General features: G+C 66.0%; 37 protein-coding genes. All 37 read left to right on the plus strand.

Going from position 1 to position 26,474, the window contains the following annotated elements:
* Window positions 1-158 precede the first annotated feature (158 nt).
* The 37 genes from AB0C33_RS00005 (at window position 159) to AB0C33_RS00185 (ending at window position 26,366) form a co-directional block, all read left to right on the plus strand.
* Entirely contained in the window at window positions 159-4,034 is a 3,876-nt protein-coding gene (locus AB0C33_RS00005) for a DNA-directed RNA polymerase subunit beta' (RefSeq protein ID WP_357982792.1), read from the plus strand.
* A 556-nt stretch (window positions 4,035-4,590) separates the two neighbouring features.
* Window positions 4,591-4,965: a 30S ribosomal protein S12 gene (rpsL, locus tag AB0C33_RS00010; protein ID WP_020542315.1), complete on the plus strand. Its 375-nt coding sequence runs from the start codon at window positions 4,591-4,593 to the stop codon at window positions 4,963-4,965.
* Window positions 4,966-4,967: 2 nt separating this feature from the next.
* Window positions 4,968-5,438, plus strand: coding sequence for a 30S ribosomal protein S7 (gene rpsG, locus AB0C33_RS00015; protein WP_043623423.1), 471 nt, complete (start codon window positions 4,968-4,970; stop codon window positions 5,436-5,438).
* Between the two features lie 39 nt (window positions 5,439-5,477).
* Window positions 5,478-7,577 carry an elongation factor G gene (gene fusA, locus AB0C33_RS00020; RefSeq protein ID WP_358282124.1) on the plus strand — a complete coding sequence of 700 codons (2,100 nt, stop codon included), beginning with the start codon at window positions 5,478-5,480 and terminating at the stop codon, window positions 7,575-7,577.
* Between the two features lie 109 nt (window positions 7,578-7,686).
* Window positions 7,687-8,880 carry an elongation factor Tu gene (tuf, locus tag AB0C33_RS00025; protein WP_358282126.1) on the plus strand — a complete coding sequence of 398 codons (1,194 nt, stop codon included), beginning with the start codon at window positions 7,687-7,689 and terminating at the stop codon, window positions 8,878-8,880.
* Window positions 8,881-9,133: 253 nt separating this feature from the next.
* Entirely contained in the window at window positions 9,134-9,442 is a 309-nt protein-coding gene (gene rpsJ, locus AB0C33_RS00030; RefSeq protein WP_012887830.1) for a 30S ribosomal protein S10, read from the plus strand.
* A gap of 14 nt (window positions 9,443-9,456) precedes the next feature.
* Window positions 9,457-10,110 (plus strand): 50S ribosomal protein L3, encoded by a 654-nt coding sequence (gene rplC / locus AB0C33_RS00035; protein ID WP_358282128.1) that lies wholly within the window; start codon window positions 9,457-9,459, stop codon window positions 10,108-10,110.
* Window positions 10,107-10,757, plus strand: coding sequence for a 50S ribosomal protein L4 (gene rplD / locus AB0C33_RS00040; protein ID WP_352362901.1), 651 nt, complete (start codon window positions 10,107-10,109; stop codon window positions 10,755-10,757). Before rplC ends, rplD begins: the two co-directional genes overlap by 4 nt.
* Window positions 10,757-11,059: a 50S ribosomal protein L23 gene (rplW, locus tag AB0C33_RS00045; protein WP_352327250.1), complete on the plus strand. Its 303-nt coding sequence runs from the start codon at window positions 10,757-10,759 to the stop codon at window positions 11,057-11,059. Before rplD ends, rplW begins: the two co-directional genes overlap by 1 nt.
* 106 nt (window positions 11,060-11,165) lie before the next feature.
* A complete protein-coding gene (rplB, locus tag AB0C33_RS00050) occupies window positions 11,166-12,002 on the plus strand; it encodes a 50S ribosomal protein L2 (RefSeq protein ID WP_125644676.1) in 837 nt (278 codons plus the stop codon).
* 11 nt (window positions 12,003-12,013) lie between these two features.
* Window positions 12,014-12,292: a 30S ribosomal protein S19 gene (rpsS, locus tag AB0C33_RS00055; protein ID WP_030451498.1), complete on the plus strand. Its 279-nt coding sequence runs from the start codon at window positions 12,014-12,016 to the stop codon at window positions 12,290-12,292.
* Window positions 12,293-12,323: 31 nt separating this feature from the next.
* Entirely contained in the window at window positions 12,324-12,677 is a 354-nt protein-coding gene (rplV, locus tag AB0C33_RS00060) for a 50S ribosomal protein L22 (protein ID WP_080043235.1), read from the plus strand.
* On the plus strand, window positions 12,677-13,522 hold the full coding sequence (rpsC, locus tag AB0C33_RS00065; RefSeq protein WP_352362898.1) for a 30S ribosomal protein S3: 846 nt from the start codon (window positions 12,677-12,679) through the stop codon (window positions 13,520-13,522). Before rplV ends, rpsC begins: the two co-directional genes overlap by 1 nt.
* A 2-nt stretch (window positions 13,523-13,524) precedes the next feature.
* Window positions 13,525-13,944 carry a 50S ribosomal protein L16 gene (gene rplP, locus AB0C33_RS00070; RefSeq protein WP_125644673.1) on the plus strand — a complete coding sequence of 140 codons (420 nt, stop codon included), beginning with the start codon at window positions 13,525-13,527 and terminating at the stop codon, window positions 13,942-13,944.
* Window positions 13,944-14,180 (plus strand): 50S ribosomal protein L29, encoded by a 237-nt coding sequence (gene rpmC, locus AB0C33_RS00075; protein ID WP_080047279.1) that lies wholly within the window; start codon window positions 13,944-13,946, stop codon window positions 14,178-14,180. The genes rplP and rpmC overlap by 1 nt, the downstream gene beginning before the upstream one ends.
* Window positions 14,173-14,466: a 30S ribosomal protein S17 gene (gene rpsQ, locus AB0C33_RS00080; RefSeq protein ID WP_352327248.1), complete on the plus strand. Its 294-nt coding sequence runs from the start codon at window positions 14,173-14,175 to the stop codon at window positions 14,464-14,466. The genes rpmC and rpsQ overlap by 8 nt, the downstream gene beginning before the upstream one ends.
* A 191-nt stretch (window positions 14,467-14,657) precedes the next feature.
* A complete protein-coding gene (gene rplN / locus AB0C33_RS00085; protein WP_090769698.1) occupies window positions 14,658-15,029 on the plus strand; it encodes a 50S ribosomal protein L14 in 372 nt (123 codons plus the stop codon).
* Between the two features lie 8 nt (window positions 15,030-15,037).
* Window positions 15,038-15,325 carry a 50S ribosomal protein L24 gene (gene rplX / locus AB0C33_RS00090; RefSeq protein ID WP_352327499.1) on the plus strand — a complete coding sequence of 96 codons (288 nt, stop codon included), beginning with the start codon at window positions 15,038-15,040 and terminating at the stop codon, window positions 15,323-15,325.
* The gene (gene rplE / locus AB0C33_RS00095) at window positions 15,325-15,900 is read left to right on the plus strand and encodes a 50S ribosomal protein L5 (RefSeq protein WP_352327490.1); all 576 of its coding nucleotides are present in this window, start codon (window positions 15,325-15,327) and stop codon (window positions 15,898-15,900) included. Before rplX ends, rplE begins: the two co-directional genes overlap by 1 nt.
* Before the next feature lie 4 nt (window positions 15,901-15,904).
* Window positions 15,905-16,090 (plus strand): type Z 30S ribosomal protein S14, encoded by a 186-nt coding sequence (locus AB0C33_RS00100; RefSeq protein ID WP_020542298.1) that lies wholly within the window; start codon window positions 15,905-15,907, stop codon window positions 16,088-16,090.
* Window positions 16,091-16,235: 145 nt separating this feature from the next.
* Window positions 16,236-16,634 (plus strand): 30S ribosomal protein S8, encoded by a 399-nt coding sequence (rpsH, locus tag AB0C33_RS00105; protein ID WP_125644666.1) that lies wholly within the window; start codon window positions 16,236-16,238, stop codon window positions 16,632-16,634.
* 16 nt (window positions 16,635-16,650) lie between these two features.
* On the plus strand, window positions 16,651-17,193 hold the full coding sequence (gene rplF / locus AB0C33_RS00110) for a 50S ribosomal protein L6 (RefSeq protein WP_352327491.1): 543 nt from the start codon (window positions 16,651-16,653) through the stop codon (window positions 17,191-17,193).
* 2 nt (window positions 17,194-17,195) lie between these two features.
* Window positions 17,196-17,579, plus strand: coding sequence for a 50S ribosomal protein L18 (rplR, locus tag AB0C33_RS00115; protein ID WP_125644663.1), 384 nt, complete (start codon window positions 17,196-17,198; stop codon window positions 17,577-17,579).
* Between the two features lie 25 nt (window positions 17,580-17,604).
* Window positions 17,605-18,234 (plus strand): 30S ribosomal protein S5, encoded by a 630-nt coding sequence (gene rpsE, locus AB0C33_RS00120; protein ID WP_049572667.1) that lies wholly within the window; start codon window positions 17,605-17,607, stop codon window positions 18,232-18,234.
* Between the two features lie 2 nt (window positions 18,235-18,236).
* Window positions 18,237-18,419, plus strand: coding sequence for a 50S ribosomal protein L30 (gene rpmD, locus AB0C33_RS00125; protein WP_080043226.1), 183 nt, complete (start codon window positions 18,237-18,239; stop codon window positions 18,417-18,419).
* Window positions 18,420-18,421: 2 nt separating this feature from the next.
* Window positions 18,422-18,877, plus strand: coding sequence for a 50S ribosomal protein L15 (gene rplO / locus AB0C33_RS00130; protein ID WP_352327492.1), 456 nt, complete (start codon window positions 18,422-18,424; stop codon window positions 18,875-18,877).
* Window positions 18,878-19,048: 171 nt separating this feature from the next.
* Window positions 19,049-20,353, plus strand: coding sequence for a preprotein translocase subunit SecY (secY, locus tag AB0C33_RS00135; protein ID WP_358282133.1), 1,305 nt, complete (start codon window positions 19,049-19,051; stop codon window positions 20,351-20,353).
* Window positions 20,353-21,003 (plus strand): adenylate kinase, encoded by a 651-nt coding sequence (locus tag AB0C33_RS00140; protein ID WP_358282135.1) that lies wholly within the window; start codon window positions 20,353-20,355, stop codon window positions 21,001-21,003. Before secY ends, AB0C33_RS00140 begins: the two co-directional genes overlap by 1 nt.
* 126 nt (window positions 21,004-21,129) lie before the next feature.
* The gene (gene map / locus AB0C33_RS00145; protein WP_352362891.1) at window positions 21,130-21,939 is read left to right on the plus strand and encodes a type I methionyl aminopeptidase; all 810 of its coding nucleotides are present in this window, start codon (window positions 21,130-21,132) and stop codon (window positions 21,937-21,939) included.
* A gap of 17 nt (window positions 21,940-21,956) precedes the next feature.
* The gene (locus tag AB0C33_RS00150) at window positions 21,957-22,382 is read left to right on the plus strand and encodes a DUF1707 domain-containing protein (RefSeq protein WP_358282137.1); all 426 of its coding nucleotides are present in this window, start codon (window positions 21,957-21,959) and stop codon (window positions 22,380-22,382) included.
* Between the two features lie 108 nt (window positions 22,383-22,490).
* Window positions 22,491-22,868 (plus strand): hypothetical protein, encoded by a 378-nt coding sequence (locus tag AB0C33_RS00155; RefSeq protein WP_358282138.1) that lies wholly within the window; start codon window positions 22,491-22,493, stop codon window positions 22,866-22,868.
* Between the two features lie 276 nt (window positions 22,869-23,144).
* Window positions 23,145-23,366: a translation initiation factor IF-1 gene (gene infA / locus AB0C33_RS00160; protein ID WP_012887858.1), complete on the plus strand. Its 222-nt coding sequence runs from the start codon at window positions 23,145-23,147 to the stop codon at window positions 23,364-23,366.
* 24 nt (window positions 23,367-23,390) lie between these two features.
* A complete protein-coding gene (gene rpmJ, locus AB0C33_RS00165) occupies window positions 23,391-23,504 on the plus strand; it encodes a 50S ribosomal protein L36 (protein WP_003956441.1) in 114 nt (37 codons plus the stop codon).
* Window positions 23,505-23,717: 213 nt separating this feature from the next.
* The gene (gene rpsM, locus AB0C33_RS00170; protein WP_125644650.1) at window positions 23,718-24,098 is read left to right on the plus strand and encodes a 30S ribosomal protein S13; all 381 of its coding nucleotides are present in this window, start codon (window positions 23,718-23,720) and stop codon (window positions 24,096-24,098) included.
* Window positions 24,099-24,140: 42 nt separating this feature from the next.
* Window positions 24,141-24,545, plus strand: coding sequence for a 30S ribosomal protein S11 (gene rpsK, locus AB0C33_RS00175; protein WP_020542285.1), 405 nt, complete (start codon window positions 24,141-24,143; stop codon window positions 24,543-24,545).
* A gap of 23 nt (window positions 24,546-24,568) precedes the next feature.
* On the plus strand, window positions 24,569-25,195 hold the full coding sequence (gene rpsD, locus AB0C33_RS00180; RefSeq protein WP_352327498.1) for a 30S ribosomal protein S4: 627 nt from the start codon (window positions 24,569-24,571) through the stop codon (window positions 25,193-25,195).
* A gap of 154 nt (window positions 25,196-25,349) precedes the next feature.
* A complete protein-coding gene (locus AB0C33_RS00185) occupies window positions 25,350-26,366 on the plus strand; it encodes a DNA-directed RNA polymerase subunit alpha (protein ID WP_043623495.1) in 1,017 nt (338 codons plus the stop codon).
* The last annotated feature ends 108 nt before the right edge of the window (window positions 26,367-26,474 follow it).

A 26,474-nucleotide genomic window follows, 5' to 3' on the forward strand; every position in this document is an offset into this window, starting at 1 on the left:
CTGTGCCTCAACGTCGAGGTGCTGTCCAGCGACGGCATGTCCATCGAGATGCGCGACACCGACGAGGACGTCTTCCGCGCGGCGGAGGAACTCGGTATCGATCTGTCCCGGCGTGAGCCGAGCAGCGTGGAAGAAGTCTGAGGGGGAGATCGCACACAATGCTAGACGTCAACTTCTTCGACGAGCTCAGGATCGGTCTTGCGACCGCCGACGACATCCGTCAGTGGTCGCACGGCGAGGTCAAGAAGCCCGAGACCATCAACTACCGGACTCTCAAGCCGGAAAAGGACGGACTCTTCTGCGAGAAGATCTTCGGTCCGACCCGCGACTGGGAGTGCTACTGCGGCAAGTACAAGCGCGTCCGGTTCAAGGGCATCATCTGTGAGCGCTGCGGCGTCGAGGTGACCCGGGCCAAGGTGCGTCGTGAGCGGATGGGCCACATCGAGCTGGCCGCGCCCGTCACGCACATCTGGTACTTCAAGGGCGTGCCGTCGCGCCTCGGCTACCTGCTCGACCTGGCTCCGAAGGACCTGGAGAAGGTCATCTACTTCGCGGCCTACATGATCACGCACGTCGACACCGACATGCGTGAGCGTGACCTGCCCTCGCTGGAGGCGAAGATCTCCGTCGAGCGGCAGCACATCGAGCAGCGCCGTGACGCCGACGTCGAGTCCAGGCAGAAGAAGCTCGAGTCCGACCTGGCCGAGCTGGAGGCCGCCGGCGCCAAGGGCGACCAGCGGCGCAAGGTCCGCGAGGGCGCCGAGCGCGAGATGCGCCAGCTCCGCGACCGCGCCCAGCGCGAGCTGGACCGGCTCGACGAGGTCTGGAGCCGCTTCAAGAACCTCAAGGTCCAGGACCTTGAGGGCGACGAGCTGCTCTACCGCGAGATGCGCGACCGCTTCGGCCGCTACTTCAAGGGCGGCATGGGCGCGCAGGCGATCCAGGACCGCCTGATCAGCTTCGACCTCGACGCCGAGGCCGAGAACCTGCGCGAGACCATCCGCAGCGGCAAGGGCCAGAAGAAGGCCCGCGCCCTCAAGCGGCTCAAGGTCGTGTCGGCGTTCCTGAACACGACCAACTCGCCGCGCGGCATGGTGCTCGACTGCATCCCGGTCATCCCGCCGGACCTGCGCCCGATGGTGCAGCTCGACGGTGGCCGGTTCGCGACCTCCGACCTCAACGACCTGTACCGCCGGGTCATCAACCGGAACAACCGCCTCAAGCGTCTGCTCGACCTCGGCGCCCCCGAGATCATCGTGAACAACGAGAAGCGGATGCTCCAGGAGGCCGTCGACGCGCTGTTCGACAACGGCCGTCGCGGTCGCCCGGTGACCGGCCCCGGCAACCGGCCGCTGAAGTCCCTCAGCGACATGCTGAAGGGCAAGCAGGGTCGTTTCCGCCAGAACCTGCTGGGCAAGCGAGTCGACTACTCCGGCCGTTCGGTCATCGTCGTCGGCCCGCAGCTCAAGCTGCACCAGTGCGGTCTGCCCAAGCAGATGGCGCTGGAGCTGTTCAAGCCGTTCGTGATGAAGCGGCTCGTGGACCTCAACCACGCGCAGAACATCAAGTCGGCCAAGCGGATGGTCGAGCGCGCCCGCCCTGTCGTGTGGGACGTGCTCGAAGAGGTCATCACCGAGCACCCGGTGCTGCTCAACCGCGCTCCGACGCTCCACCGTCTGGGCATCCAGGCGTTCGAGCCGCAGCTGGTCGAGGGCAAGGCCATCCAGATCCACCCGCTCGTCTGCACCGCCTTCAACGCGGACTTCGACGGCGACCAGATGGCCGTGCACCTGCCGCTGTCGGCTGAGGCCCAGGCCGAGGCTCGCATCCTGATGCTCTCGACCAACAACATCCTCAAGCCGGCCGACGGCAAGCCCGTGACGATGCCCACCCAGGACATGGTCATCGGCCTCTACTGGCTGACCACCCAGAAGGAAGGCGCGACCGGCGAGGGCCGCGTGTTCGGCTCGATCGCCGAGGCGCAGATGGCCTTCGACCGCCGCGAGCTGGAGATCCAGGCGAAGATCCAGATCCGGGTCAAGGACGTCCTGCCGCCGCGCGACTGGGTCGCTCCGGAGGGCTGGGAGCAGGGTGACCCGATCCGGCTGGAGACGACGTTCGGGCGGTGCCTGTTCAACCAGACGCTCCCCGAGAGCTACCCGTTCGTCAACTTCCAGGTGGGCAAGAAGCAGCTGTCCACGATCGTGAACGAGCTGGCCGACACCTACCCCAAGGTCGAGGTCGCCAACTCGCTCGACGCGCTCAAGGACGCGGGCTTCCGCTGGGCGACCCGCTCCGGCGTCACGATCTCGATCGAGGACGTCGTCGCGCCGCCGAACAAGACCGACATCATGGAGAACTACGAGCGCCGGGCCGACAAGGTCCAGCGCGAGTACGAGCGTGGTCTGATCACCGACGAGGAGCGCCGTCAGGAGCTCATCGAGATCTGGACCCACGCCACGGCCGACGTCGAGACCGACATGGTCAACGCCTTCCCGGCGACCAACCCGGTCTGGATGATGGTCAACTCGGGCGCCCGTGGTAACAAGATGCAGGTCCGGCAGATCGCCGGTATCCGTGGCCTGGTGTCCAACACCAAGGGTGAGACGATCCCGCGGCCGATCAAGGCCTCCTTCCGTGAGGGCCTGTCGGTGCTGGAGTACTTCATCTCCACCCACGGTCAGCGAAAGGGTCTGGCCGACACCGCCCTGCGGACCGCCGACTCGGGTTACCTGACCCGTCGTCTGGTGGACGTCGCCCAGGACGTCATCGTGCGTGAGATCGACTGCGGCACCGACCGCGCGGTCCCGCTGCACGTCGGCGAGCGTGACGCGTCGGGCAACCTGGTCAAGGCGGAGAACGCCGAGTCCAACGTGCACGGCCGCATCATGGCCGAGGACGTCGAGGTCGACGGCAAGGTCATCGTCCCGGCGGGTGTCGACATCAACGACATCCACGTGACGAAGCTGGTCGAGGCCGGCGTCGAGACCGTCCGCACCCGCAGCGCGCTCGTCTGCGAGGCCAAGATCGGTGTCTGCGCGACCTGCTACGGCCGCTCGCTGGCCACCGGCAAGCTCGTGGACGTCGGCGAGGCGGTCGGCATCATCGCCGCCCAGTCGATCGGTGAGCCCGGCACGCAGCTGACGATGCGTACGTTCCACACCGGTGGTGTGGCCGGCGCCGACATCACCCACGGTCTGCCCCGTGTCACGGAGCTGTTCGAGGCGCGCATCCCCAAGGGTGTCGCCCCGATCTCCGAGGCCGAGGGCCGGGCCAGGATCGACGAGACCGACAAGACCAGGAAGATCGTCATCACCCCCGACGACGGGTCGGAGGAGATCGCCTACCCGGTCTCGATGCGTTCGCGCCTGCTCGTCCAGGACGGTCAGCGCGTGACGGTCGGCCAGCAGCTGATCGCCGGCGCGGTCAACCCCAACGAGGTGCTGCGCATCCTCGGCCCGCGGGCCGTGCAGCTGCACCTGGTGGCCGAGGTCCAGCAGGTCTACCGGTCGCAGGGTGTGTCGATCCACGACAAGCACATCGAGATCATCGTGCGGCAGATGCTCAAGCGCGTGAACGTGCTGGAGTCCGGTGACACCGACCTGCTGCCCGGTGAGCTGGTGGAGCGTCCGCGCTTCGAGCAGATGAACCGCGAGACGGTGGCCGAGAGCGGCTCGCCGGCCGCGGGCCGTCCGGTGCTCATGGGCATCACGAAGGCGTCGCTGGCCACCGAGTCGTGGCTGTCGGCGGCCTCCTTCCAGGAGACGACCAGGGTCCTGACGGACGCGGCGATCCACGCCAAGTCCGACTCGCTCCTGGGCCTGAAGGAGAACGTCATCATCGGTAAGCTCATCCCGGCCGGTACGGGCATGCCCCAGTACCGCAACATCCGGGTCGAGCCGACCGAGGAGGCCAAGGCCGCCATGTACACCGTCGGCGGTTACGACGGTTCCGCGGCCGACTACACCTTCGGCACGGGCAGCGGCGAGGCCGTCCCGCTGGAGGAGTACGACTTCGGTCAGTACAACCGCTAGCAGTTTCGCAGGCGCCGCGCCCGGGTCTCTCTTCGAAGAGGCCCGGGCGCGGCGCTTTTCCGGCCGTACGCGCTGCCGTAGACGCTCCCAGACGCCCTGTGGGGGCGGGGCGGGCCCGGGGGAGACGGTCCGCCGGGCTGGCGGTCTGTGGGCCGGTTGGGGGGCTCCCCGGCGAATCGGCACACGTCGGTCCCCAGGCCCGGTATCATTGCCGCGGCGCTTCGGATGGGCTGGATGAGACAGGCCCCGGTGGCACGGAGCGGCGAGGCCGACAGGCGTTGCCGTGCCGTTTTGACGTGTCGGCTGGGCCTGGGTAGTCTTGAGCATCGTGCCCGTCTCTAGCGGGCTTTCGGCTGTGCGCTCATATCCATAGGGAGAGCGTCGGCTGGACTCTCAGGCTCGCAAGTCTCCGTGGCTGTGTCTGTGTGAATAGCGCGACACGCCCGACCGCGGGGGCACCGGGACGAGGAAAACCAGCAGGTCATGACACCGGCAGAACCTGCGAAATGCAAGACCCAATGACGTAACACCGGCCAAGGCACGAAACGGAGTGGCAGTGCCCACTATTCAGCAGTTGGTCCGCAAGGGCCGGCAGGACAAGGTCTCCAAGACCAAGACTCCTGCCCTCAAGGGGAGTCCGCAGCGGCGCGGTGTGTGCCAGCGCGTTTACACCACGACCCCGAAGAAGCCCAACTCGGCACTGCGCAAGGTGGCCCGCGTTCGGCTCACGAACGGCATCGAGGTCACGGCTTACATCCCCGGTGTGGGCCACAACCTGCAGGAGCACTCCATCGTGCTCGTGCGTGGCGGTCGTGTGAAGGACCTGCCTGGTGTTCGCTACAAGATCATCCGCGGTTCGCTCGACACCCAGGGTGTCCGCAACCGCAAGCAGGCCCGCAGCCGCTACGGCGCGAAGAAGGAGAAGAGCTAACAATGCCTCGTAAGGGTTCTCCTGGCCGTCGTCAGCTCATGTCTGACCCGGTTTACAGCTCGCCGCTGGTGACCGCCCTGATCAACAAGGTGCTCCTTGACGGCAAGCGCTCCATCGCGCAGTCGATCGTCTACGGCGCCCTCGAAGGCTGCAGGGAGAAGACGGGCAACGACCCGGTCGTCACCCTCAAGCGCGCGCTTGACAACGTCAAGCCCACCCTCGAGGTCCGCAGCCGCCGTGTCGGTGGCGCGACCTACCAGGTGCCGGTCGAGGTGCGCGCCGCGCGCAGCACCACCCTGGCCCTGCGCTGGCTGGTGCAGTACTCCCGCGCCCGCCGCGAGAAGACCATGACCGAGCGCCTCATGAACGAGCTCCTCGACGCCAGCAACGGCCTCGGGGCGAGTGTCAAGAAGCGCGAGGACACCCACAAGATGGCCGAGTCCAACAAGGCCTTCGCCCACTACCGCTGGTAACCCGGCGGGTTCGACGAGACGACGAGGACGCGAGTTAAAGTGGCCGCTACGACCGCTCTTGACCTGGCCAAGGTCCGCAACATCGGGATCATGGCCCACATCGACGCGGGCAAGACCACCACGACCGAGCGCATCCTGTTCTACACCGGTATCAACTACAAGATCGGTGAAGTCCATGAGGGCGCTGCCACCATGGACTGGATGGAGCAGGAGCAGGAGCGCGGCATCACGATCACGTCTGCCGCGACGACCTGTGAGTGGATCGGTCACACCATCAACATCATCGACACTCCGGGTCACGTCGACTTCACCATCGAAGTGGAGCGCTCGCTCCGCGTCCTCGACGGTGCCGTCGCCGTGTTCGACGGTGTCGCCGGTGTCGAGCCGCAGTCGGAGACGGTGTGGCGGCAGGCTGACCGGTACGAGGTCCCGCGCATCTGCTTCGTGAACAAGATGGACCGTGTCGGCGCGGAGTTCCACCGCTGCGTCGAGATGATGGTCAGCCGCCTGGGCGCGACCCCCGCTGTGATCCAGCTTCCGTGGGGTGTCGAGGCCGACTTCAAGGGCGTCATCGACCTCATCAAGATGAAGGGGCTCATCTGGAGCGCCGACGCGGCCAAGGGCGAGATGTACGACACCGTCGACATCCCGGCCGACCACGCCGACGCCGCCCGCGAGTGGCGTGACCGCCTCATCGAGACGGTGGCCGAGAACGACGACGAGCTGATGGAGCTCTTCCTGGAGGGCACCGAGCCCACCGAGGAGCAGCTGGTCGCGGCCATCCGCCGCGCCACGCTGAGCAGCGCCATCAACCCGGTGCTGTGCGGCACCGCGTTCAAGAACAAGGGCGTTCAGCCCCTGCTCGACGCGATCGTCGCCTACCTCCCCGCCCCGACCGACATCCCGGCGTTCAAGGGTTACGCGGTCGGCAACGAGGAGAAGGTGATCGAGCGTCACGCGGACCCGGCCGAGCCGTTCTCCGCGCTGGCCTTCAAGATCGCCAGCGACCCGCACCTGGGCAAGCTCACCTACATCCGCATCTACTCCGGCACCCTCGACACCGGTTCGCAGGTCGTGAACTCGGTGAAGGGCAAGAAGGAGCGGATCGGCAAGATCTACCAGATGCACGCCAACAAGCGCGAAGAGCGCCCGCAGGCGATCGCCGGTCAGATCGTCGCCGTCATGGGTCTGAAGGACACCACGACCGGCGACACCCTTGCCGACCCGGCCAACCCGGTCGTGCTCGAGTCGATGACGTTCCCGGCTCCGGTCATCAACGTCGCCATCGAGCCCAAGACCAAGGGCGACCAGGAGAAGCTGTCCACCGCCATCCAGCGGCTGGCCGAGGAGGACCCGTCCTTCCAGGTCCGTCGTGACGAGGAGACCGGCCAGACGGTCATCTGGGGCATGGGCGAGCTTCACCTGGAGATCCTCGTCGACCGTATGCGTCGCGAGTTCAAGGTCGAGGCCAACGTGGGCCGCCCGCAGGTGGCCTACCGCGAGACCATCCGCCGCAAGGTGGAGAAGGTCGACTACACCCACAAGAAGCAGACCGGTGGTTCCGGTCAGTTCGCGCGGGTGATCATCGACCTGGAGCCGCTGGGCGAGGGCAACGACGGTTACGAGTTCCAGAACAAGGTCTCCGGTGGCCGCGTCCCGAGGGAGTACATCCCCTCGGTCGACGCCGGCGCCCAGGAGGCCGCCGAGTTCGGCGTGCTGGCCGGTTACCCGATGGTGGGCGTGAAGGTTACGCTGACCGACGGTGCCGCCCACGACGTCGACTCCTCGGAAATGGCGTTCAAGATCGCCGGCTCGATGGCCTTCAAGGAGGCCGCGCGCAAGGCGGACGCCGTTCTTCTCGAGCCGATGATGGCCGTCGAGGTCACCACGCCCGAGGACTACATGGGTGACGTCATCGGTGACCTCAACGGTCGCCGCGGGCAGATCCAGGCGATGGACGAGCGGGCCGGCGCCCGTGTCGTCCAGGCGCTCGTGCCGCTGTCTGAGATGTTCGGCTACGTGGGTGACCTGCGTAGCAAGACGCAGGGGCGCGCGAGCTACAGCATGCAGTTCGACTCCTACGCGGAGGTGCCTCCGGGCATCGCCAAGGAGATCGTCGCGAAGGCCCGGGGCGAATAACTTCCCGGTCCCTGGCGGGGTGGTGTGAGCCACCCCGCCGCCTAGGGGTCTGGGATTTCCCGGGCCCGAGTGTGTAGACAAGTCAGTCAGATTCTCAAGGAGAGAACCAGTGGGCAAGGCCAAGTTCGAGCGGACTAAGCCGCACATGAACATCGGCACCATTGGACACATCGACCACGGCAAGACCACGCTGACCGCGGCGATCACCAAGGTGCTTCACGACCGTTTCCCCGAGCTCAACAAGGCGACCCCGTTCGACAAGATCGACAAGGCGCCCGAGGAGAAGGCTCGCGGTATTACGATCTCCATCGCGCACGTCGAGTACCAGACCGAGAAGCGTCACTACGCTCACGTTGACTGCCCCGGTCACGCCGACTACGTGAAGAACATGATCACCGGTGCCGCTCAGATGGACGGCGCGATCCTCGTGGTCGCCGCCACCGACGGCCCGATGCCGCAGACGAAGGAGCACGTCCTCCTGGCCCGCCAGGTCGGCGTCCCCTACATCGTCGTGGCGCTGAACAAGGCCGACATGGTCGACGACGAGGAGATCCTCGAGCTCGTCGAGCTGGAGGTCCGTGAGCTCCTGTCCGCGCAGGAGTTCCCCGGCGACGACCTGCCCGTCGTCCGCGTCTCCGCCCTCAAGGCTCTCGAGGGTGACGAGAAGTGGGCCGACAGCATCATCGAGCTGATGAACGCGGTGGACGAGAACGTCCCCGAGCCTCCCCGTGACACGGAGAAGCCGTTCCTCATGCCCGTCGAGGACGTCTTCTCGATCACCGGTCGCGGCACCGTCGTCACCGGTCGTATCGAGCGCGGCATCGTCAAGGTCAACGAGCAGGTCGACATCATCGGCATCAAGCCGGAGAAGACGACGACCACCGTCACCAGCATCGAGATGTTCAACAAGATGCTCGACGAGGGTCACGCCGGCGACAACGCCGCCCTGCTGCTCCGCGGCATCAAGCGCGACGACGTCGAGCGCGGCCAGTGCATCATCAAGCCGGGCACGACGACCCCGCACACCGAGTTCACCGGCCAGGTCTACATCCTGTCCAAGGACGAGGGCGGCCGCCACACGCCGTTCTTCAACAACTACCGCCCGCAGTTCTACTTCCGTACGACTGACGTGACCGGTGTGGTGAACCTCCCCGAGGGCACCGAGATGGTCATGCCGGGCGACAACACCGAGATGCGCGTTGAGCTGATCCAGCCCATCGCCATGGAGGAAGGCCTCAAGTTCGCGATCCGTGAGGGTGGCCGCACCGTCGGCGCCGGCCGGGTTGTGAAGATCCTCAAGTAGCTCGACCGTCGGGGCGGCGGTCGGCCCCACATTCAGGGCCGACCGCCGTACCGCGTCAAGGGCCTCGCGTAAAGCGCCGTGATCCAGCAGTCGCTTCGGCCATAGTGACCGAAGTAACTGCCGGATCACGGAAGAAAAGACAGATCAACAGTGTCTGTCTCGTGGGGTCACGCAGGGTCAGACCTGCAGCAACACAGCGGCACAAGGCCGCACGATACTTTTTCAGACGACAGCGAAGGACACCGAGGCCACTATGGCGGGACAGAAGATCCGCATCCGGCTTAAGGCCTATGACCACGAGGTCATCGACAGCTCGGCCAAGAAGATCGTCGAGACGGTGACGCGGACTGGCGCGAAGGTCGCGGGCCCGGTGCCGCTGCCGACCGAGAAGAACGTGTACTGCGTCATCCGCTCGCCGCACAAGTACAAGGACAGCCGCGAGCACTTCGAGATGCGCACGCACAAGCGGCTGATTGACATCATCGACCCGACCCCCAAGACGGTTGACTCGCTCATGCGGCTCGACCTCCCCGCGGGTGTCGACATTTCGATCAAGCTCTGAGGGAACGCACTGACATGGCTAAGACGATCAAGGGCGTCCTGGGCAAGAAGCTCGGCATGACCCAGGTCTTCGACGCGGACAACCGGATGGTTCCGGTGACCGTGGTCGAGGCCGGTCCGTGCGTGGTGACCCGGGTCCGTACCGCAGACAAGGACGGCTACTCCGCCGTTCAGCTCGGCTTCGGGCAGGTCGACCCCCGGAAGGTCAACAAGCCGCTCGGCGACTACCTGCGTAAGCACGACATCACCCCGCGCCGTTACTTCGCGGAGATCCGCACCGACGACGCGAGCGACTACACCCTGGGCCAGGAGCTGCTGGCCGACACCTTCGAGGCCGGCCAGTTCGTCGACGTGACGGGCAAGAGCAAGGGCAAGGGCTTCGCCGGTGTCATGAAGCGGCACGGCTTCGGTGGTCTGGGCGCGTCGCACGGTACGCAGCGCAAGCACCGCTCGCCGGGTTCCATCGGTGGCTGCGCCACCCCGGGCCGCGTATTCAAGGGCCTGCGCATGGCCGGTCGGATGGGTAACGTCCGCACCACTGTGCAGAGCCTCAAGGTTCACTCCGTCGACGCCGAGAACGGTCTCATCCTGATCAAGGGTGCGATCCCCGGCGCGAACGGCAGCCTGGTCCTCGTCCGCACCGCTGCCAAGAAGGGGGCTGCCAAGTGAGCACCACTATTGACGTCCTCGACGCCAGCGGCGCCAAGGCCGGCACCGTCGAACTGCCCGAAGACGTCTTCGGCACGACGGTCAACGTTCCGCTGATCCACCAGGTGGTCGTGGCCCAGCTCGCCGCTCGCCGGCAGGGCACCCACAAGGCCAAGACCCGTGGCGAGGTCAGCGGTGGCGGCAAGAAGCCGTACCGCCAGAAGGGCACCGGCCGCGCCCGTCAGGGCTCGACCCGCGCGCCGCAGTTCACCGGCGGTGGCACCGTCCACGGGCCCGTGCCGCGTGACTACTCGCAGCGCACGCCCAAGAAGATGAAGGCCGCCGCGCTCCGCGGCGCCCTGTCCGACAGGGCCGGTGGCGGTCGCGTCCACGTGGTCAGCACGCTGGTGACGGGGGAGACCCCCAAGACCAAGGCTGCCCTGGACGCCCTGCGCAAGATCACTCAGGCTCCCCGCGTGCTCGTCGTCGTCGACGAGGCCGACGAGCTGACCTGGATGAGCCTGCGTAACGCTCCCGAGGTCCACCTGCTGGACGCCGGGCAGCTCAACACCTACGACGTGCTCGTGCACGACGACGTGGTCTTCACCCAGGAGGCGTACGACCAGGTCGTCGCGCGGCTGAGCCAGGGCGGGAAGGAAGACGCCTGATGGAGAAGATCGCCGACCCGCGCGACATCATCATCAAGCCGGTCGTCTCTGAGAAGAGCTACGGCCTGATCGATGAGAACAACAAGTACACGTTCCTGGTGAAGAAGACCGCGAACAAGACCCAGGTCAAGATCGCCGTTGAGCAGATCTTCGGGGTCAAGGTCACCAGCGTGAACACCATCAACCGGACGGGCAAGCGCAAGCGCACCCGCACCGGTTTCGGCAAGCGTCCCGACACCAAGCGCGCGATCGTGAGCCTGGTCGAGGGCGATCGGATCGACATCTTCGGTCAGATCGGCTAGCAGCGCCATAGATAGGAAGCGGACCGAAAGGTCTGCGAGGGACGAGACCGTCGCATTTCGGTGCGGCGGGCTCGCCCATGTAACCGACGAAGGATGAACGAAAAAGATGGGCATCCGTAAGTACAAGCCGACGACTCCGGGTCGCCGCGGGTCGAGTGTCTCGGACTTCTCCGAGATCACCCGCAGCACTCCCGAGAAGTCGCTGCTTGCGCCCCTTCACAGCAAGGGCGGCCGGAACGTACACGGCCGGGTGACCGCGCGCCACCAGGGCGGCGGACACAAGCGCGCCTACCGGATCATCGACTTCCGTAGGCATGACAAGGACGGCATCCCGGCGAAGGTCGCTCACATCGAGTACGACCCCAACCGCACCGCCAACATCGCTCTGCTCCACTACGCCGACGGTGAGAAGCGCTACATCATCGCGCCGACCGGCCTCAAGCAGGGCGACCGAATCGAGAACGGCCCCGCTGCCGACATCAAGCCGGGCAACTGCCTGCCGCTGCGCAACATCCCGACCGGTACCTTCATCCACGCGGTGGAGCTCCGTCCGGGCGGCGGCGCGAAGCTCGGTCGTTCCGCGGGCGCCCAGATCCAGCTGCTCGCCAAGGAAGGCCAGTACGCCACCCTGCGTATGCCGTCCGGTGAAATGCGCATGGTCGACGTGCGCTGCCGGGCGTCGGTCGGCCAGGTCGGCAACGCCGAGCAGGCCAACATCAACTGGGGCAAGGCCGGCCGTATGCGGTGGAAGGGCAAGCGCCCGACCGTCCGTGGTGTCGCCATGAACCCCGTTGACCACCCGCACGGTGGTGGTGAGGGCAAGACGTCCGGCGGTCGCCACCCGGTGAACCCCAAGGGCAAGCCCGAGGGCCGCACCCGCCAGGCCAACAAGTCCAGCGACCGGCTGATCATCCGTCGTCGGAGCAAGAGGAAGAAGCGGTAGGAGCAGCCGAAATGCCACGTAGCCTTAAGAAGGGTCCCTTCGTGGACGACCACCTTCAGAAGAAGGTGGACGCCCAGAACGAGAAGGGCACCAAGAACGTCATCAAGACGTGGTCGCGGCGCTCCATGATCGTTCCCGACATGCTCGGGCACACGATCGCCGTGCACGACGGCCGCAAGCACGTCCCGGTGTTCGTCACCGAGTCGATGATCGGCCACAAGCTCGGAGAGTTCGCCCCCACGCGGACGTTCCGCAGCCACGTCAAGGAAGACCGGCGCAGCCGGCGATAGACGCCTTCAGAAGCATTTAGAGGAGTAAGCGATGGAAGCCAGGGCTCAGGCGCGGTTCGTCCGTGTCACGCCCCTCAAGGCCCGCCGCGTGGTGGACCTTATTCGCGGGCTGCCCGCTTCGGAGGCGCAGGCCGTGCTGCAGTTCGCTCCCCAGTCGGCGAGCGAGCCGATCTACAAGGTGCTCAGCAGCGCCATGGCGAACGCCGAGCACAACTTCAACCTCGACCCCAGCACGCTCGTCGTGAGCCGCGCCTGGGTCGACGAGGGCCCGACGCTGAAGCGGTTCCGCCCGCGTGCACAGGGTCGCGCCTATCGGATCAACAAGCGGACGAGCCACATCACCGTGATCGTGGAATCCCGCGAGCCGAAGGGAAGGACCCGATAGTGGGCCAGAAGGTTAACCCGCACGGGTTCCGCCTCGGCATCACGACCGACTTCAAGAGCCGGTGGTACGCCGACAAGCTGTACAAGTCGTACGTCGCCGAGGACGTGGCGATCCGCCGCATGCTGCAGAAGGGCATGGAGCGGGCCGGCATCTCCAAGGTCGAGATCGAGCGCACCACGGACCGTGTGCAGGTGGACATCCACACCGCGCGTCCGGGCATCGTGATCGGCCGCCGCGGCGCCGAGGCGGACCGCATCCGCGGTGACCTCGAGAAGCTGACCAAGAAGCAGGTCCAGCTCAACATCCTCGAGGTCAAGAACCCGGAGATCGACGCCCAGCTCGTCGCTCAGGGCGTCGCCGAGCAGCTGTCCAGCCGTGTCTCGTTCCGCCGCGCCATGCGCAAGGCGATGCAGTCGGCCATGAAGTCCGGCGCCAAGGGCATCCGTGTCCAGTGCGCCGGTCGTCTGGGCGGCGCCGAGATGTCGCGGTCGGAGTTCTACCGTGAGGGTCGCGTGCCGCTGCACACCCTTCGCGCGGACATCGACTACGGCTTCTACGAGGCCCGTACCACCTTCGGCCGCATCGGCGTGAAGGTCTGGATCTACAAGGGCGAGGCTCCGACCAGCCGCGCCGAGCGTGAGGCGGCTGCCGCCGGCGCTCGTGCCGGTCAGCGTCGCGAGCGTGACGACCGTCGTGGTGGCGGCGGCGACCGTCCGCGTCGTGGCGGCGGTGACCGTCCGCGTCGTGGCGGCGGCCGTGGCGACCGCGCCCCCCGTACCGAGGCAGCTTCGCAGGCTGCCCCTGAGACCGGCCCGGCTGCGCAGCCGGGTGCTGAAGGGAGCTGACCATGCTGATCCCGCGCAGGGTCAAGCACCGCAAGCAGCACCGGCCTGACCGCAGCGGAGCCGCCAAGGGCGGCACCAGGGTCGTGTTCGGCGAGTTCGGCATTCAGGCTGTTGAGCACTCCTACGTGACCAACCGCCAGATCGAGTCCGCTCGTATCGCCATGACCCGTCACATCCGCCGTGGCGGCAAGGTGTGGATCAACATCTACCCCGACCGTCCGCTCACCAAGAAGCCGGCCGAGACCCGCATGGGTTCCGGTAAGGGTTCGCCGGAGTGGTGGATCGCCAACGTCAAGCCCGGACGCGTGATGTTCGAGCTGTCCGGCGTGGCGGAGTCGGTCGCTCGTGAGGCGCTCACCAGGGCGATCCACAAGCTGCCGATGAAGTGCAAGATCGTTAAGCGTGAAGTGGGTGAGGCGTGATGGCTAAGGGCCTGACCGCCGGCGAGCTGCGAGTGGAGGACCAGGACACCCTGGTCCAGAAGCTCAAGGAAGCCAAGGAGGAGCTGTTCAACCTCCGCTTCCAGGCAGCGACCGGTCAGTTGGAGAGCCACGGGCGGCTGCGCGCCGTCCGCCGCGAGATCGCCCGTATCTACACCGTGATGCGCGAGCGTGAGCTCGGCATCGTCACGGTCGAGAAGGAGACGAGCGATGGCTGAGACCGAGACCACCGAAACCACCGAGGCGAACGACGCGCGGAACTTCCGCAAGGTCCGTGAGGGCCTGGTCGTCAGCGACAAGATGGACAAGACCGTCGTCGTCGCCGTCGAGGACCGCGTCAAGCACCGTCTGTACGGCAAGGTCATCCGCCGTACGACCAAGTACAAGGCACACGACGAGGCCAACGCCTGCGGCGTCGGCGACCGCGTGCTGCTCATGGAGACCCGCCCCCTCTCCGCCACCAAGCGGTGGAGGGTCGTGGAGATCCTCGAGAAGGCCAAGTAAGGCTCTTCTCGGATATACCGCGCCTCGTGGGGGCCTCAGGGCCCCCATGACGGCGTCCAAGGACGCGAGGTCCTCCGGGCCTCGCGTCGCCTGCGGTGCGGCCCCTTCGTGGACTGTGGCCGTGGGAACAAGACAACGACAGGTTCCGCCAGGCTCAGAGATGAGAACCGGCGCGACTAACAGGAGTTCAAGTGATCCAGCAGGAGTCGCGGCTCAAGGTCGCCGACAACACTGGTGCGAAGGAGATCCTTTGCATCCGTGTTCTCGGTGGCTCGGGCCGACGCTACGCCGGTATCGGCGACATCATCGTCGCCACTGTCAAGGACGCGCTGCCGGGCAGCACGGGCGTCAAGAAGGGCGACGTGGTCAAGGCCGTCGTCGTCCGCACGGTCAAGGAGCGCCGCCGGCCCGACGGCTCCTACATCCGCTTCGACGAGAACGCCGCCGTCATCATCAAGGACAGCGGTGACCCTCGTGGCACTCGTATCTTCGGCCCGGTCGGCCGCGAGCTGCGCGACAAGAAGTTCATGCGCATCATCTCGCTCGCCCCGGAGGTGCTGTAATGCCGAAGCTGCATGTGAAGAAGGGTGACCTGGTTCAGGTCATCGCCGGCAAGGACAAGGGTGCCAAGGGTCACGTCATCGCCACGTACCCGCGCGAGGACCGCGTGGTGATCGAGGGCGTCAACATGATCAAGAAGCACACCAAGGAGTCTCTCCAGGGTCCGCGTGGCGCCAAGACCGGCGGCGTGCAGACGATGGAGGGCCCCATCCACGTGTCCAACGTGAAGAAGCTCAAGGACGAGAAGCCCGCCGACAAGAAGGCCGACAAGGCCGAGGAGACGGGTGAGGACAGCTGATGACCGCCACGACCACTGAGACCGAGCGCCCGACGCCGCGACTCAAGACGAAGTACCGCGAGGAGATCGCGGCCCAGCTTCGCGAGCAGTTCGGCATCGAGAACGTCATGCAGATCCCGGCCCTGACCAAGATCAAGGTCAACATGGGTGTCGGTGAGGCGGCTCGCGACTCCAAGCTCATCGAAGGCGCCGTACGCGACCTCACCGCGATCACCGGCCAGAAGCCGGCCGTCGTCCGGGCGCGCAAGTCCATCGCGCAGTTCAAGCTGCGTGAGGGCATGCCGATCGGCGCGCACGTCACGCTGCGCGGCGACCGCATGTGGGAGTTCCTCGACCGCCTGCTGGCGCTGGCGCTGCCCCGTATCCGGGACTTCCGCGGCCTGTCGCCGAAGCAGTTCGACGGCAACGGCAACTACACGTTCGGTCTGACCGAGCAGGTCATGTTCCACGAGGTCGACCAGGACAAGGTCGACCGCCCGCGGGGCATGGACATCACGGTCGTGACCACCGCGACGAACGACGACCAGGGCCGGGCGCTGCTGAAGCTCCTCGGCTTCCCGTTCAAGGAGGCCTGATCCAATGGCGAAGAAGTCGCTGATCGCCAAGGCGGGGCGCAAGCAGAAGTTCGAGGTCCGGGCCTACACCCGGTGCTCGCGTTGCGGTCGTCCGCGCGCGGTGTACCGCAAGTTCGGTCTGTGCCGCGTGTGCTTCCGCGAGATGGCGCACCGGGGCGAGCTGCCCGGCATCACCAAGTCGAGCTGGTAGATACTCTGGGGGGCGGCTCCGCGTCGTCCCCCGGAATCCATGTTCAGAAGAAGACAGGACGCTTCGCGTCCATGACCGCGCCGAAGGTCCACCGGCAGAGCGCTGCTTGGCCGACTGGAAACCGCGGCGAGGAAGGCCACTGGCCATGACGATGACCGACCCCATCGCAGACATGCTGACGCGTCTGCGCAATGCGAACTCGGCGTACCACGAGAGCGTGTCGATGCCGTATTCGAAGATCAAGGCGCACATCGCCGAGATCCTCCAGCAGGAGGGTTACATCCAGTCCTGGGCCGTCGAAGACGCCAAGGTCGGAAAGAACCTCGTGGTGGAGCTCAAGTTCGGGCCTACCCGTGAGCGTTCGCTCGCGGGCCTGCGCCGGGTTTCCAAGCCCGGTCTGCGGGTTTATGCGAAGAAGGACAACCTGCCTCGAGTCCTGGGCGGGCTGGGCGTCGCGATCATCTCGACGTCCGCCGGTCTCATGACTGACAAGCAGGCCGGCAAGCGTGGCGTGGGCGGCGAAGTCCTCGCCTACGTCTGGTAGAGGGGAGGAACACAGCATGTCGAGAATCGGACGGCTGCCCATCCCTGTGCCCAGTGGCGTAGACATCACGATCACCGGCCAGGATGTCCAGGTCAAGGGCCCGAAGGGCACGCTTTCTCACACGGTCGCGGACCCGATTACGGTCGGTCGTGACGACGACGGCGCCATCGCCGTCTCCCGGCCCAACGACGAGAACAAGGTCCGTGCGCTGCACGGCCTGTCCCGGACGCTGATCGCCAACATGGTGCAGGGCGTCACCCAGGGGTACACGAAGTCCCTGGAGATCGTCGGCGTCGGTTACCGCGTCCAGGCCAAGGGCCCGACGCAGCTGGAGTTCTCGCTGGGCTTCAGCCACCCGGTCATCGTCGACGCCCCCGAGGGTGTCTCCTTCCGCGTCGAGAAGCCGACCCTGTTCCACGTGGACGGCATCGACAAGCAGAAGGTCGGCGAGGTCGCGGCCAACATCCGCAAGTTGCGCAAGCCTGACCCGTACAAGGGCAAGGGCGTGCGTTACCAGGGCGAACAGATCCGCCGCAAGGTCGGAAAGGCTGGTAAGTAGGCATGGCTCCGAAGACTGCGTTCAGCAAGCACACGGCTGCCCGCACCGTCTCGCGGGCTCGCCGTCACCGCCGCGTCCGCAAGTTCGTCGTCGGTACGGCCGAGCGTCCGCGCCTGGTCGTCAACCGTTCGACCCGTCACATGTTCGTCCAGATCGTGGACGACTCCGTCGGTCACACGCTGGTGAGCGCCTCCACCATGGACGCCTCGCTGCGCACCCTTGAGGCCGACAAGACGGAGAAGGCCAAGAAGGTCGGCGAGCTCCTCGCTCAGCGGGCCAAGGAAGCCGGGATCACCAAGGTCGTCTTCGACCGCGGTGGCAACCGCTACGCCGGTCGCATCGCGGCTCTGGCGGACAGCGCCCGCGAAGGCGGGCTGGAATTCTGATGGCAACTGAGAAGAGGAACCACTGATGGCTGCAGCTCCGCGTCGCGGTGGCGGCACCGGTGGCGAGCGGCGGGACCGTCGTGACGATCGCCGCGGTGGCGCCGCCGACAAGGGCGTCTCGTACATCGAGCGCGTAGTGAAGATCAACCGAGTGGCCAAGGTCGTGAAGGGTGGTCGTCGCTTCAGCTTCACCGCCCTCGTCGTCGTCGGTGACGGCAACGGCCTGGTCGGCGTCGGTTACGGCAAGGCCAAGGAAGTCCCCGCGGCCATCGCCAAGGGCGTCGAAGAGGCCAAGAAGCACTTCTTCAAGGTGCCCCGCATCCAGGGCACCATCCCGCACACCGTGCAGGGCGAGGAGGCGGCCGGTGTCGTCTTCCTGCGTCCGGCGTCGGCCGGTACCGGCGTCATCGCCGGTGGCCCGGTGCGCGCGGTCCTGGAGTGCGCCGGCATCCATGACGTGCTGTCCAAGTCGCTCGGCTCGGACAACCCGATCAACATCGTGCACGCCACCGTGGCGGCTCTGAAGGGCCTTTCCCGCCCCGAGGAGATCGCCGCCCGCCGTGGCCTGCCGATCGAGGACGTGGCTCCGGCCCGCATGCTCAAGGCTCAGCGCGAGGGCATCGCCGAGGCCGCGGCCGCGAAGGCGGTGAGCTAGTCATGGCACGCCTGAAGATCACTCAGGTTCGCTCGAAGATCGGTGGCAAGCAGAACCAGCGTGACTCGCTGCGTTCGCTTGGCCTGAAGCGAATCGGCGATGTCGTCGTCAAGGAGGACCGTCCCGAGATTCGCGGGATGGTGTCCGTGGTGACGCACCTCGTCGAGGTGGAAGAGGTCGACTAGTCATGACTGACAAGGCTCCGCTCAAGATTCACGACCTGCGTCCTGCTCCGGGTGCCAACAAGTCCAAGATCCGCAAGGGTCGTGGCGAGGCGTCCAAGGGCAAGACGGCCGGTCGCGGCACCAAGGGCAGCCACGCCCGTACCACGGTTCCCCTCGGCTTCGAGGGTGGCCAGGTGCCGCTGCAGAGGCGTCTGCCGAAGCTCAAGGGCTTCTCCAACGCCCTGTTCAAGACGACCTACCAGGTCGTCAACCTGGACAGGCTCGGCGAGCTGTTCCCCGAGGGTGGCGACGTCACCGTCGAGGCCCTGGTGGCCAAGGGCGCCGTTCGCAAGAACCAGCTCGTGAAGGTGCTCGGCACCGGCGAGATCTCCGTCGCTGTGAACGTTACGGCTCACGCCTTCTCGTCCGCCGCGAAGGAGAAGATCGCCGCCGCCGGTGGTTCCGTTACCGAGCTGTAGCTCCGCTATGACGAGGCGTGGGGGTTCCGACAATGGGCCCCCACGCCCTTAGTGCGTTAGAGTTCGGCGAGACGGCAGGATTCTGTCCGGCTCGTTTGACTTGAGACTTGACATGGCAGATCCCCGCACCACCGCATACTCACATCGCCATAAAGGCGCGCAGGAGGGACCGTGCTGACCGCGTTTACCCGGGCGTTCCGGACACCGGACCTGCGCAAGAAGTTGCTCTTCACCCTGGGCATCATCGCGCTGTTCCGTCTCGGCTCGGTTCTTCCGACTCCGGGAGTTCACGTCCAGAACCTCGCGGCCTGTTTCGATCAGGCCCGTAACGGAGCCACCGGCAACATCTATGGGATGGTGCAGCTGTTCAGTGGTGGTGCGCTCCTGAAGCTGTCGGTGTTCGCGCTGGGCATTATGCCGTATATCACCGCGAGCATCATTCTTCAGCTGCTCGTCGTGGTGATTCCACGTCTTGAGGCTCTCAAGAAGGAAGGCCAGGCGGGTCAGGCCAAGATCACGCAGTATACGCGTTATCTGACCATCGGCCTCGGCGTCCTCCAGTCGACCGCCTTCATCGCGCTCGCGCGGTCCGGCCAGCTGTTCCCCAACTGCCAGCAGTCCGTCCTGCGTGACCCCGACGACGTCTTCGGCATCGTCACGATGGTCATCATCATGACGGCCGGCACGTCGGTGATCATGTGGCTCGGTGAGCTCATCACCGACCGCGGCGTCGGCAACGGCATGTCCATCCTGATCTTCACGCAGGTCGTCGCGGTCTTCCCGTCCGAGCTGACCAACATCTTCCAGGCGAACAAGTTCACCTTCGCGGTGGTCCTGGTCGTCGGTGTCTTCATGATCGCGGCCGTGGTCTTCGTCGAGCAGGCGCAGCGCCGCATCCCAGTCCAGTACGCCAAGCGCATGGTGGGCCGCAGGATGTACGGCGGCACCTCGACGTACATCCCGCTGAAGGTCAACCAGGCCGGCATCATCCCGGTCATCTTCGCCTCGTCGCTGCTCTACCTGCCGCAGCTGCTGACCTCGCTCTTCCCGACGTCGAACAACGCGGTCGTGCAGTGGATCTCCCAGTACCTGGTCAGGGGCGACCACCCGGTCTACATGATCACGTTCTTCGTGCTGATCGTCTTCTTCACGTACTTCTACGTGTCGATTACGTTCAACCCCGCTGAAGTCGCCGACAACATGAAGAAGTACGGTGGGTTCATTCCGGGCATCCGTCCCGGCCGTCCGACGGCTGAATACCTGAACTTCGTGCTCACCCGTCTGACCGCGCCCGGCGCGCTCTATCTGGGTCTGATCTCCATGATCCCGATCGTCGCGCTGGCGGTGGCCGGGGCTAGCCAGAACTTCCCGTTCGGAGGGACGAGCATTCTGATCATGGTTGGTGTCGGCCTGGACACGGTGAAGCAGATCGAGAGCCAGCTCCAGCAGCGTAACTACGAAGGTTTCCTGCGGTAGTGCGTCTCGTTCTCGTCGGGCCCCCCGGAGCGGGTAAGGGGACACAGGCCCAGTACATCGCATCGAACCTGTCCATCCCGAAGATCTCGACAGGTGACATCTTCCGTGCCAACGTCTCGGGCGGCACGGACCTCGGCAAGCTGGCCAAAACCTACATGGACCGTGGCGATCTCGTGCCCGACGAGGTCACCATCGCCATGGTCCGCGACCGACTGTCCGAGGACGACGCGCAGGACGGGTTCCTGCTCGACGGCTTCCCGAGGAACGTCGCGCAGGCGGAGATCCTGCGCGACATGCTCAAGGACTGGGGTCTGGAGCTCGACTTGGTGCTGGAGCTGGTCGTGGACGACGACGAGGTCGTCCGGCGGCTGGCGGGGCGGCGCACGTGCAGTCAGTGCGGCCGTATCTGGCACGTGGAGTTCGACGACAAGAAGGACGACAAGTGCGACGCCTGCGGCGGCGCGCTGTTCCAGCGGGACGACGACAAGGAAGAGACCGTCAGGCACCGCCTGGAGGTCTACCAGGAGCAGACCGCGCCGCTGGTCTCGTACTACGTCGGCGAGGACATCCTCGTGGGCGTCGACGCGACCGGGCCGGTTGAAGAGGTGACGCAGCGGGCCATGGAGGCGATCCGCCCGTACCTGGGATGACGCCGGACACGATCTCCTGCGAAGGTGGCACGGATCTCCGTGCCACCTTGCTTTTTTGTGTGCGGCTATTGTGGGGGAATTAGGGCTCCCACGAGGCCCGTCAGAAACCCCGGGGGGTGCCGAACAATGTTCAAGAGAAACCGACACGGAATCCAGATCAAGTCGCCCGAGCAGCTGGAGAAGATGCGGGCCGCCGGCCTGGTGGTCGGGCGCACGCTCGATCTGCTGAAGCGCTCCGTCGAGCCCGGCATGACGCCGCTCGACCTCGACTCCATCGCCGAGAAGGCGATCAGGGACGAAGGCGCGATCCCGTCGTTCAAGGGCTACCAGGGCTTCCCCGCGACGATCTGCGCGTCCGTCAACGACGAGGTGGTGCACGGCATCCCCACGGACGCCCGCAAGCTGCGCGAGGGTGACGTCATCTCCATCGACTGCGGCGCGATCCTGGAGGGCTGGCACGGCGACTCCGCCGTCACGGTGCCGGTCGGCGAGGTCGACCCGAAGCTGACCGAGCTGATGCGGGTCACCGAGGAGGCCATGTGGCGCGGCATCGCCGCGCTGAAGGTCGGCCGCCACCTGTCCGACATCGGCTACGAGATCGAGCGCTACGTCAAGACTCAGGGCCGCTTCGGCATCCCCCCGGAGTACGGCGGTCACGGCATCGGCACCGAGATGCACATGGATCCGTGGATCGCCAACCACGGCAAGCCGGGCCGCGGCCCGCTGCTGGAGGAGGGCATGTGCCTGGCCATCGAGCCCATGGTGAACCTGGGCACCGAGCGCACCCGCGTGCTGTCCGACGACTGGACGGTCGTGACGATCGACGGGAAGGCCTCGGCGCACTTCGAACACAGCGTCGCGGTGACACATAATGGACCTTGGGTGCTTACCGCCCTGGACGGTGGCGAAGAGCGCCTGAGTCACCTGCAGCCCTGACCCCCGGGAGTGGTGGAATGGCGAACAGCCCCGAGATGCGTGCCTCGGACGTCGACCGCGATCGGGTGGCCGCCATCCTCCGGGAGCACACCGCGCAGGGCCGCATCACGATGGACGAGTTCAACGAGCGGCTCGAAGAGCTCTACAAGAGCAAGACCTACGGTGACCTGGCCAAGCTGACGGCCGACCTGCCCGACGTCGACCTGCGCCACCGGCCGGCGAAGCCCGAGGCGGCGCCCGCGACGCGCGGCAACCTGCATCCGGGCATGCGGGCGGCCTGGGGCGCCTGGGCGACGGCCAGCGCCATCAACTGGGTGATCTGGCTGATCGTGAGCGTCTCGTCCGGTCACATGATCTATCCGTGGCCGCTGTGGGTCATGGGGCCCTGGGGCGCGATCCTGCTGATGAGCACGATCTTCGGGAACGGGCCGAAGCGCAGTTAGCCCGGAGCCGGGTGTGCCGTAATGCACTGTGTGTATTCCTCCGCAGTGCGGGGCGGCTCTGGTTCCTAGCGTGTGCCGTGTCGGGAACACGACTCACGGAGGAATCAGATGCGCAAGGTCCTAGCAGCCGCCGCCCTCGCCGGCTCGATCGCCGTCACCGGTCTCGCCGTCGCCCCCGCCGCCCAGGCGGCCTCGTCCGGGGGGTGGGGCACGTTCTACGCTGCCAGCCACAAGGCGTACACGCACGGCAGCACGTACCGGTCGCACGGCAAGGTCTACACCCACTGGTACGGCAAGGAGGCCACGCCGAAGTTCGGCTACGTGTGGTTCCGGTACTACGCGAACGGCAGCTGGCACCAGTTCTCCCGGAAGTGGGACGGGAGCCACGACGAGACCTGGTCCGGCCGGGGGATCAAGAAGATCTACACCTGGACGTGCTGGGGCGGCTCGTCCACGTACTGCGGTGACCGGCACCGCGTCTTCTAGGAGCACCCCGTGAAGGGCTCGCCGGTCCGCCCGGCGGGTCCTTCGGTGTAGGGACGAAGGAGTGCGGGCCGTGGGGTAGACTCTTACATGGTTGTGTCAGGACACCTGGCACGCGTTTCGCGTTTTGGGCTCAGGTGTCGTACACTCCTTAGTCGGCTCACTATGACTATCACGCGTCGGCGGTCTTTGCCGATCGCCGCTCTCTTCGAAGCGTGAGGTCGCGGCTGCTTAGTGAACCGGAGCCTCAGACGACCGATCAGTGAAACGCGAGGGATTTTGGCCAAGAAAGACGGCGCCATCGAGATCGAGGGCACTGTGGTTGAGTCGCTCCCGAACGCCATGTTCCGGGTGCAGCTCGACAACGGCCATAAGGTCCTGGCCCACATCAGCGGACGGATGCGGATGCACTACATCCGAATTCTGCCGGACGACAGGGTAGTCGTTGAACTGAGCCCCTACGACCTGAGTCGCGGGCGGATCGTCTACCGATACAAGTAAGACGTCTGAGGAACACGAAGGACAATGAAGGTAAAGCCGAGCGTCAAGAAGATCTGCGACAAGTGCAAGGTGATTCGCCGGCACGGTCGCGTCATGGTGATCTGCGACAACCTGCGCCACAAGCAGCGTCAGGGTTAGTCGTACGCAAGGTTTCTCCGAGTCCGCCCCGATTTAGGGAGCGGGCTCGACGCATGAGGAGCCCGCGACAGTAATCGCGTCTCACACCTGGGCCGGCGGAGCGATCCGTACCACTCAGGAGACCCCCGGTCGGAGGCCGGGGCCCTCACCCCGGGCATGGGGAGGGGTAGTGCGGCGCAAGACCTCCGCCCAAAAGAAGGAGAATGCCCGACCATGGCTCGCCTGGTTGGCGTCGACCTCCCCCGCGAGAAGCGGCTGGAGATCGCTCTCACCTACATCTACGGAATCGGCCGCACCCGCGCCCAGGAGATCCTCCAGGCGACCGGTGTCAGCGGCGACCTCCGCGTGCACCAGCTCTCCGACACCGAGCTCGTCCCGATGCGTGACTACATCGAGGCGAACTTCAAGATCGAGGGTGACCTGCGCCGCGAGGTCCAGGCCGACATCCGTCGCAAGATCGAAATCGGTTGCTACCAGGGCATCCGGCACCGCAAGGGCCTTCCGGTCCACGGTCAGCGCACGCAGACCAACGCGCGTACCCGTAAGGGCAAGAAGAAGACCGTCGCCGGTAAGAAGAAGCCCGGTAAGAAGTAGTCCACAGCCGCGGACCGAAGATCTCAGGAGTAATGGCAAACAATGCCTCCTAAGAGCCGTCAGGGTGCCCCGAAGAAGGTGCGCCGCAAGGAAAAGAAGAACGTCGCTCACGGGCACGCCCACATCAAGAGCACGTTCAACAACACGATCGTCTCGATCACCGACCCGAACGGGAACGTGATCTCCTGGGCCAGCGCCGGCCACGTGGGTTTCAAGGGCTCCCGTAAGTCCACCCCGTTCGCCGCCCAGATGGCCGCCGAGAACGCCGCCCGCCGCGCCATGGAGCACGGCATGCGCAAGGTCGACGTGTTCGTCAAGGGCCCCGGCTCCGGCCGTGAGACCGCGATCCGCTCCCTCCAGGCCACCGGCCTCGAGGTGGGTTCGATCCAGGACGTCACGCCGGTCCCGCACAACGGCTGCCGTCCGCCGAAGCGCCGCCGCGTCTGAATTTCCCCAGGAGATATTGAGAAATGGCTCGTTACACGGGCGCGGACTGCAAGCTCTGCCGTCGCGAGAAGACCAAGCTCTTCCTCAAGGGCAGCAAGTGCGAGTCCGCCAAGTGCCCCATCGAGATCCGTCCTTACCCGCCGGGTGAGCACGGCCGCGGACGCCCCAAGGAGTCCGAGTACCAGCTTCAGCTTCGCGAGAAGCAGAAGACCCGTCGCATCTACGGCGTCCTCGAGAAGCAGTTCCGCAACTACTACGAGGAGGCCGCGGGCAAGAGCGGCAAGTCGGGTGAGGTGCTGCTCCAGATCCTGGAGAGCCGTCTCGACAACGTCGTCTACCGCGCCGGCTTCGCCCAGTCGCGTGACGCCGCCCGCCAGCAGGTGCGCCACGGCCACATCCTGGTGAACGGCAAGAAGGTCGACATCCCGTCGTACCGCGTTCGCGAGCACGACATCATCGAGGTCCGCGAGACCAAGCGCAACCTGCTGCCCTACGAGGTCGCTCGGGCGACCGCGGGCGAGCGCACGGTTCCCGCGTGGCTCGGCGTCGTGCCGGAGAAGCTCCGTGTCCTGGTCCACCAGCTGCCGGTTCGCCAGCAGATCGACACCCAGGTCCAAGAGCAGCTCATCGTCGAGTACTACTCCAAGTAGTCACTGACGTCCTAGTTCGGGTGCGGATTTCCGTAGGCGCGCAAGGCGCTGCCTGCGGAAGACCTCTATGCGCGGTCTTCCGTGCCCGAACTAGACTGTTTATCGGAGTGGCGTCATATAGCGGGCGCCACACGACAAGGGGAGAACCCACACCATGCTGATCGCTCAGCGTCCGACTCTTCTCGAAGAGTCGATCGACGAGACCCGGTCCCGGTTCGTCATCGAGCCGCTGGAGCCGGGCTTCGGCTACACCATCGGCAACTCGCTGCGTCGCACGCTGCTGTCGTCCATCCCGGGCGCGGCCGTGACGAGCATCCGCATCGAGGGCGTGCTGCACGAGTTCTCGACCGTTCCCGGGGTCAAGGAAGACGTCACCGACATCATCCTGAACCTCAAGGAGCTGGTCGTCTCCTCCGAGCACGACGAGCCGGTCGTGATGTACCTGCGCAAGCAGGGCCCGGGTGAGGTCACCGCCGCCGACATCGCGCCTCCGGCCGGTGTCGAGGTGCACAACCCCGAGCTGCGCATCGCCACGCTCAACGGCAAGGCGAAGCTGGAGATGGAGCTGACCGTCGAGCGCGGTCGCGGCTACGTCTCCGCCGCCCAGAACAAGCAGCCGGGCCAGGAGATCGGGCGCATCCCGATCGACTCGATCTACTCCCCGGTGCTCAAGGTCACCTACAAGGTCGAGGCGACCCGAGTCGAGCAGCGCACCGACTTCGACCGTCTCATCCTCGACGTCGAGACCAAGCCCGCCATGAAGCCCCGCGACGCGGTGGCCTCGGCCGGCAAGACCCTCGTCGAGCTCTTCGGCCTGGCCCGTGAGCTCAACGTCGAGGCCGAGGGCATCGACATCGGCCCGTCGCCGACCGACGCCGCCCTGGCCGCCGACCTGGCGCTGCCGATCGAGGAGCTGAACCTGACCGTTCGCTCCTACAACTGCCTCAAGCGCGAGGGCATCCACACCGTGGGTGAGCTCGTCGCCCGCAGCGAGCAGGACCTTCTCGACATAAGGAACTTCGGGGCCAAGTCGATCGAAGAGGTCAAGCAGAAGCTGCACGAGATGTCGCTGGCGCTCAAGGACTCCCCGCCCGGGTTCGACCCGAGCGCGGTGGCCGGCGGCGGCTACGACGACGACGACAGCGCGTACGTCGAGACCGAGCAGTACTGAGCCTCGTGCGGAGACCCGTCTCCGCACGTGCCCCGCACGCGCCGAGTAGCCCAGCCGCTCGGCGCGTGACGAACGTAACGGCCCAGTCGTGGTGACTGCGGCCGGCCC

Origin of the sequence: Nonomuraea sp. NPDC048881, from assembly GCF_040649795.1 — a bacterium.
GTDB lineage: Bacteria > Actinomycetota > Actinomycetes > Streptosporangiales > Streptosporangiaceae > Nonomuraea.

Excerpts from the sequence above, each read along its gene's own strand:
- AB0C33_RS00005 (WP_357982792.1), top strand. The coding sequence starts at position 159 with ATGCTAGACGTCAACTTCTTCGACGAGCTCAGGATCGGTCTTGCGACC.
- rpsG (WP_043623423.1), top strand. The coding sequence starts at position 4,968 with ATGCCTCGTAAGGGTTCTCCTGGCCGTCGTCAGCTCATGTCTGACCCG.
- rpsJ (WP_012887830.1), top strand. The coding sequence starts at position 9,134 with ATGGCGGGACAGAAGATCCGCATCCGGCTTAAGGCCTATGACCACGAG.
- rplC (WP_358282128.1), top strand. The coding sequence starts at position 9,457 with ATGGCTAAGACGATCAAGGGCGTCCTGGGCAAGAAGCTCGGCATGACC.
- rplW (WP_352327250.1), top strand. The coding sequence starts at position 10,757 with ATGGAGAAGATCGCCGACCCGCGCGACATCATCATCAAGCCGGTCGTC.
- rplB (WP_125644676.1), top strand. The coding sequence starts at position 11,166 with ATGGGCATCCGTAAGTACAAGCCGACGACTCCGGGTCGCCGCGGGTCG.
- rpsS (WP_030451498.1), top strand. The coding sequence starts at position 12,014 with ATGCCACGTAGCCTTAAGAAGGGTCCCTTCGTGGACGACCACCTTCAG.
- rplV (WP_080043235.1), top strand. The coding sequence starts at position 12,324 with ATGGAAGCCAGGGCTCAGGCGCGGTTCGTCCGTGTCACGCCCCTCAAG.
- rplP (WP_125644673.1), top strand. The coding sequence starts at position 13,525 with ATGCTGATCCCGCGCAGGGTCAAGCACCGCAAGCAGCACCGGCCTGAC.
- rpmC (WP_080047279.1), top strand. The coding sequence starts at position 13,944 with ATGGCTAAGGGCCTGACCGCCGGCGAGCTGCGAGTGGAGGACCAGGAC.
- rpsQ (WP_352327248.1), top strand. The coding sequence starts at position 14,173 with ATGGCTGAGACCGAGACCACCGAAACCACCGAGGCGAACGACGCGCGG.
- rplE (WP_352327490.1), top strand. The coding sequence starts at position 15,325 with ATGACCGCCACGACCACTGAGACCGAGCGCCCGACGCCGCGACTCAAG.
- AB0C33_RS00100 (WP_020542298.1), top strand. The coding sequence starts at position 15,905 with ATGGCGAAGAAGTCGCTGATCGCCAAGGCGGGGCGCAAGCAGAAGTTC.
- rpsH (WP_125644666.1), top strand. The coding sequence starts at position 16,236 with ATGACGATGACCGACCCCATCGCAGACATGCTGACGCGTCTGCGCAAT.
- rplF (WP_352327491.1), top strand. The coding sequence starts at position 16,651 with ATGTCGAGAATCGGACGGCTGCCCATCCCTGTGCCCAGTGGCGTAGAC.
- rplR (WP_125644663.1), top strand. The coding sequence starts at position 17,196 with ATGGCTCCGAAGACTGCGTTCAGCAAGCACACGGCTGCCCGCACCGTC.
- rpsE (WP_049572667.1), top strand. The coding sequence starts at position 17,605 with ATGGCTGCAGCTCCGCGTCGCGGTGGCGGCACCGGTGGCGAGCGGCGG.
- rpmD (WP_080043226.1), top strand. The coding sequence starts at position 18,237 with ATGGCACGCCTGAAGATCACTCAGGTTCGCTCGAAGATCGGTGGCAAG.
- rplO (WP_352327492.1), top strand. The coding sequence starts at position 18,422 with ATGACTGACAAGGCTCCGCTCAAGATTCACGACCTGCGTCCTGCTCCG.
- map (WP_352362891.1), top strand. The coding sequence starts at position 21,130 with ATGTTCAAGAGAAACCGACACGGAATCCAGATCAAGTCGCCCGAGCAG.
- AB0C33_RS00150 (WP_358282137.1), top strand. The coding sequence starts at position 21,957 with ATGGCGAACAGCCCCGAGATGCGTGCCTCGGACGTCGACCGCGATCGG.
- AB0C33_RS00155 (WP_358282138.1), top strand. The coding sequence starts at position 22,491 with ATGCGCAAGGTCCTAGCAGCCGCCGCCCTCGCCGGCTCGATCGCCGTC.
- rpmJ (WP_003956441.1), top strand. The coding sequence starts at position 23,391 with ATGAAGGTAAAGCCGAGCGTCAAGAAGATCTGCGACAAGTGCAAGGTG.
- rpsM (WP_125644650.1), top strand. The coding sequence starts at position 23,718 with ATGGCTCGCCTGGTTGGCGTCGACCTCCCCCGCGAGAAGCGGCTGGAG.
- rpsK (WP_020542285.1), top strand. The coding sequence starts at position 24,141 with ATGCCTCCTAAGAGCCGTCAGGGTGCCCCGAAGAAGGTGCGCCGCAAG.
- rpsD (WP_352327498.1), top strand. The coding sequence starts at position 24,569 with ATGGCTCGTTACACGGGCGCGGACTGCAAGCTCTGCCGTCGCGAGAAG.
- AB0C33_RS00185 (WP_043623495.1), top strand. The coding sequence starts at position 25,350 with ATGCTGATCGCTCAGCGTCCGACTCTTCTCGAAGAGTCGATCGACGAG.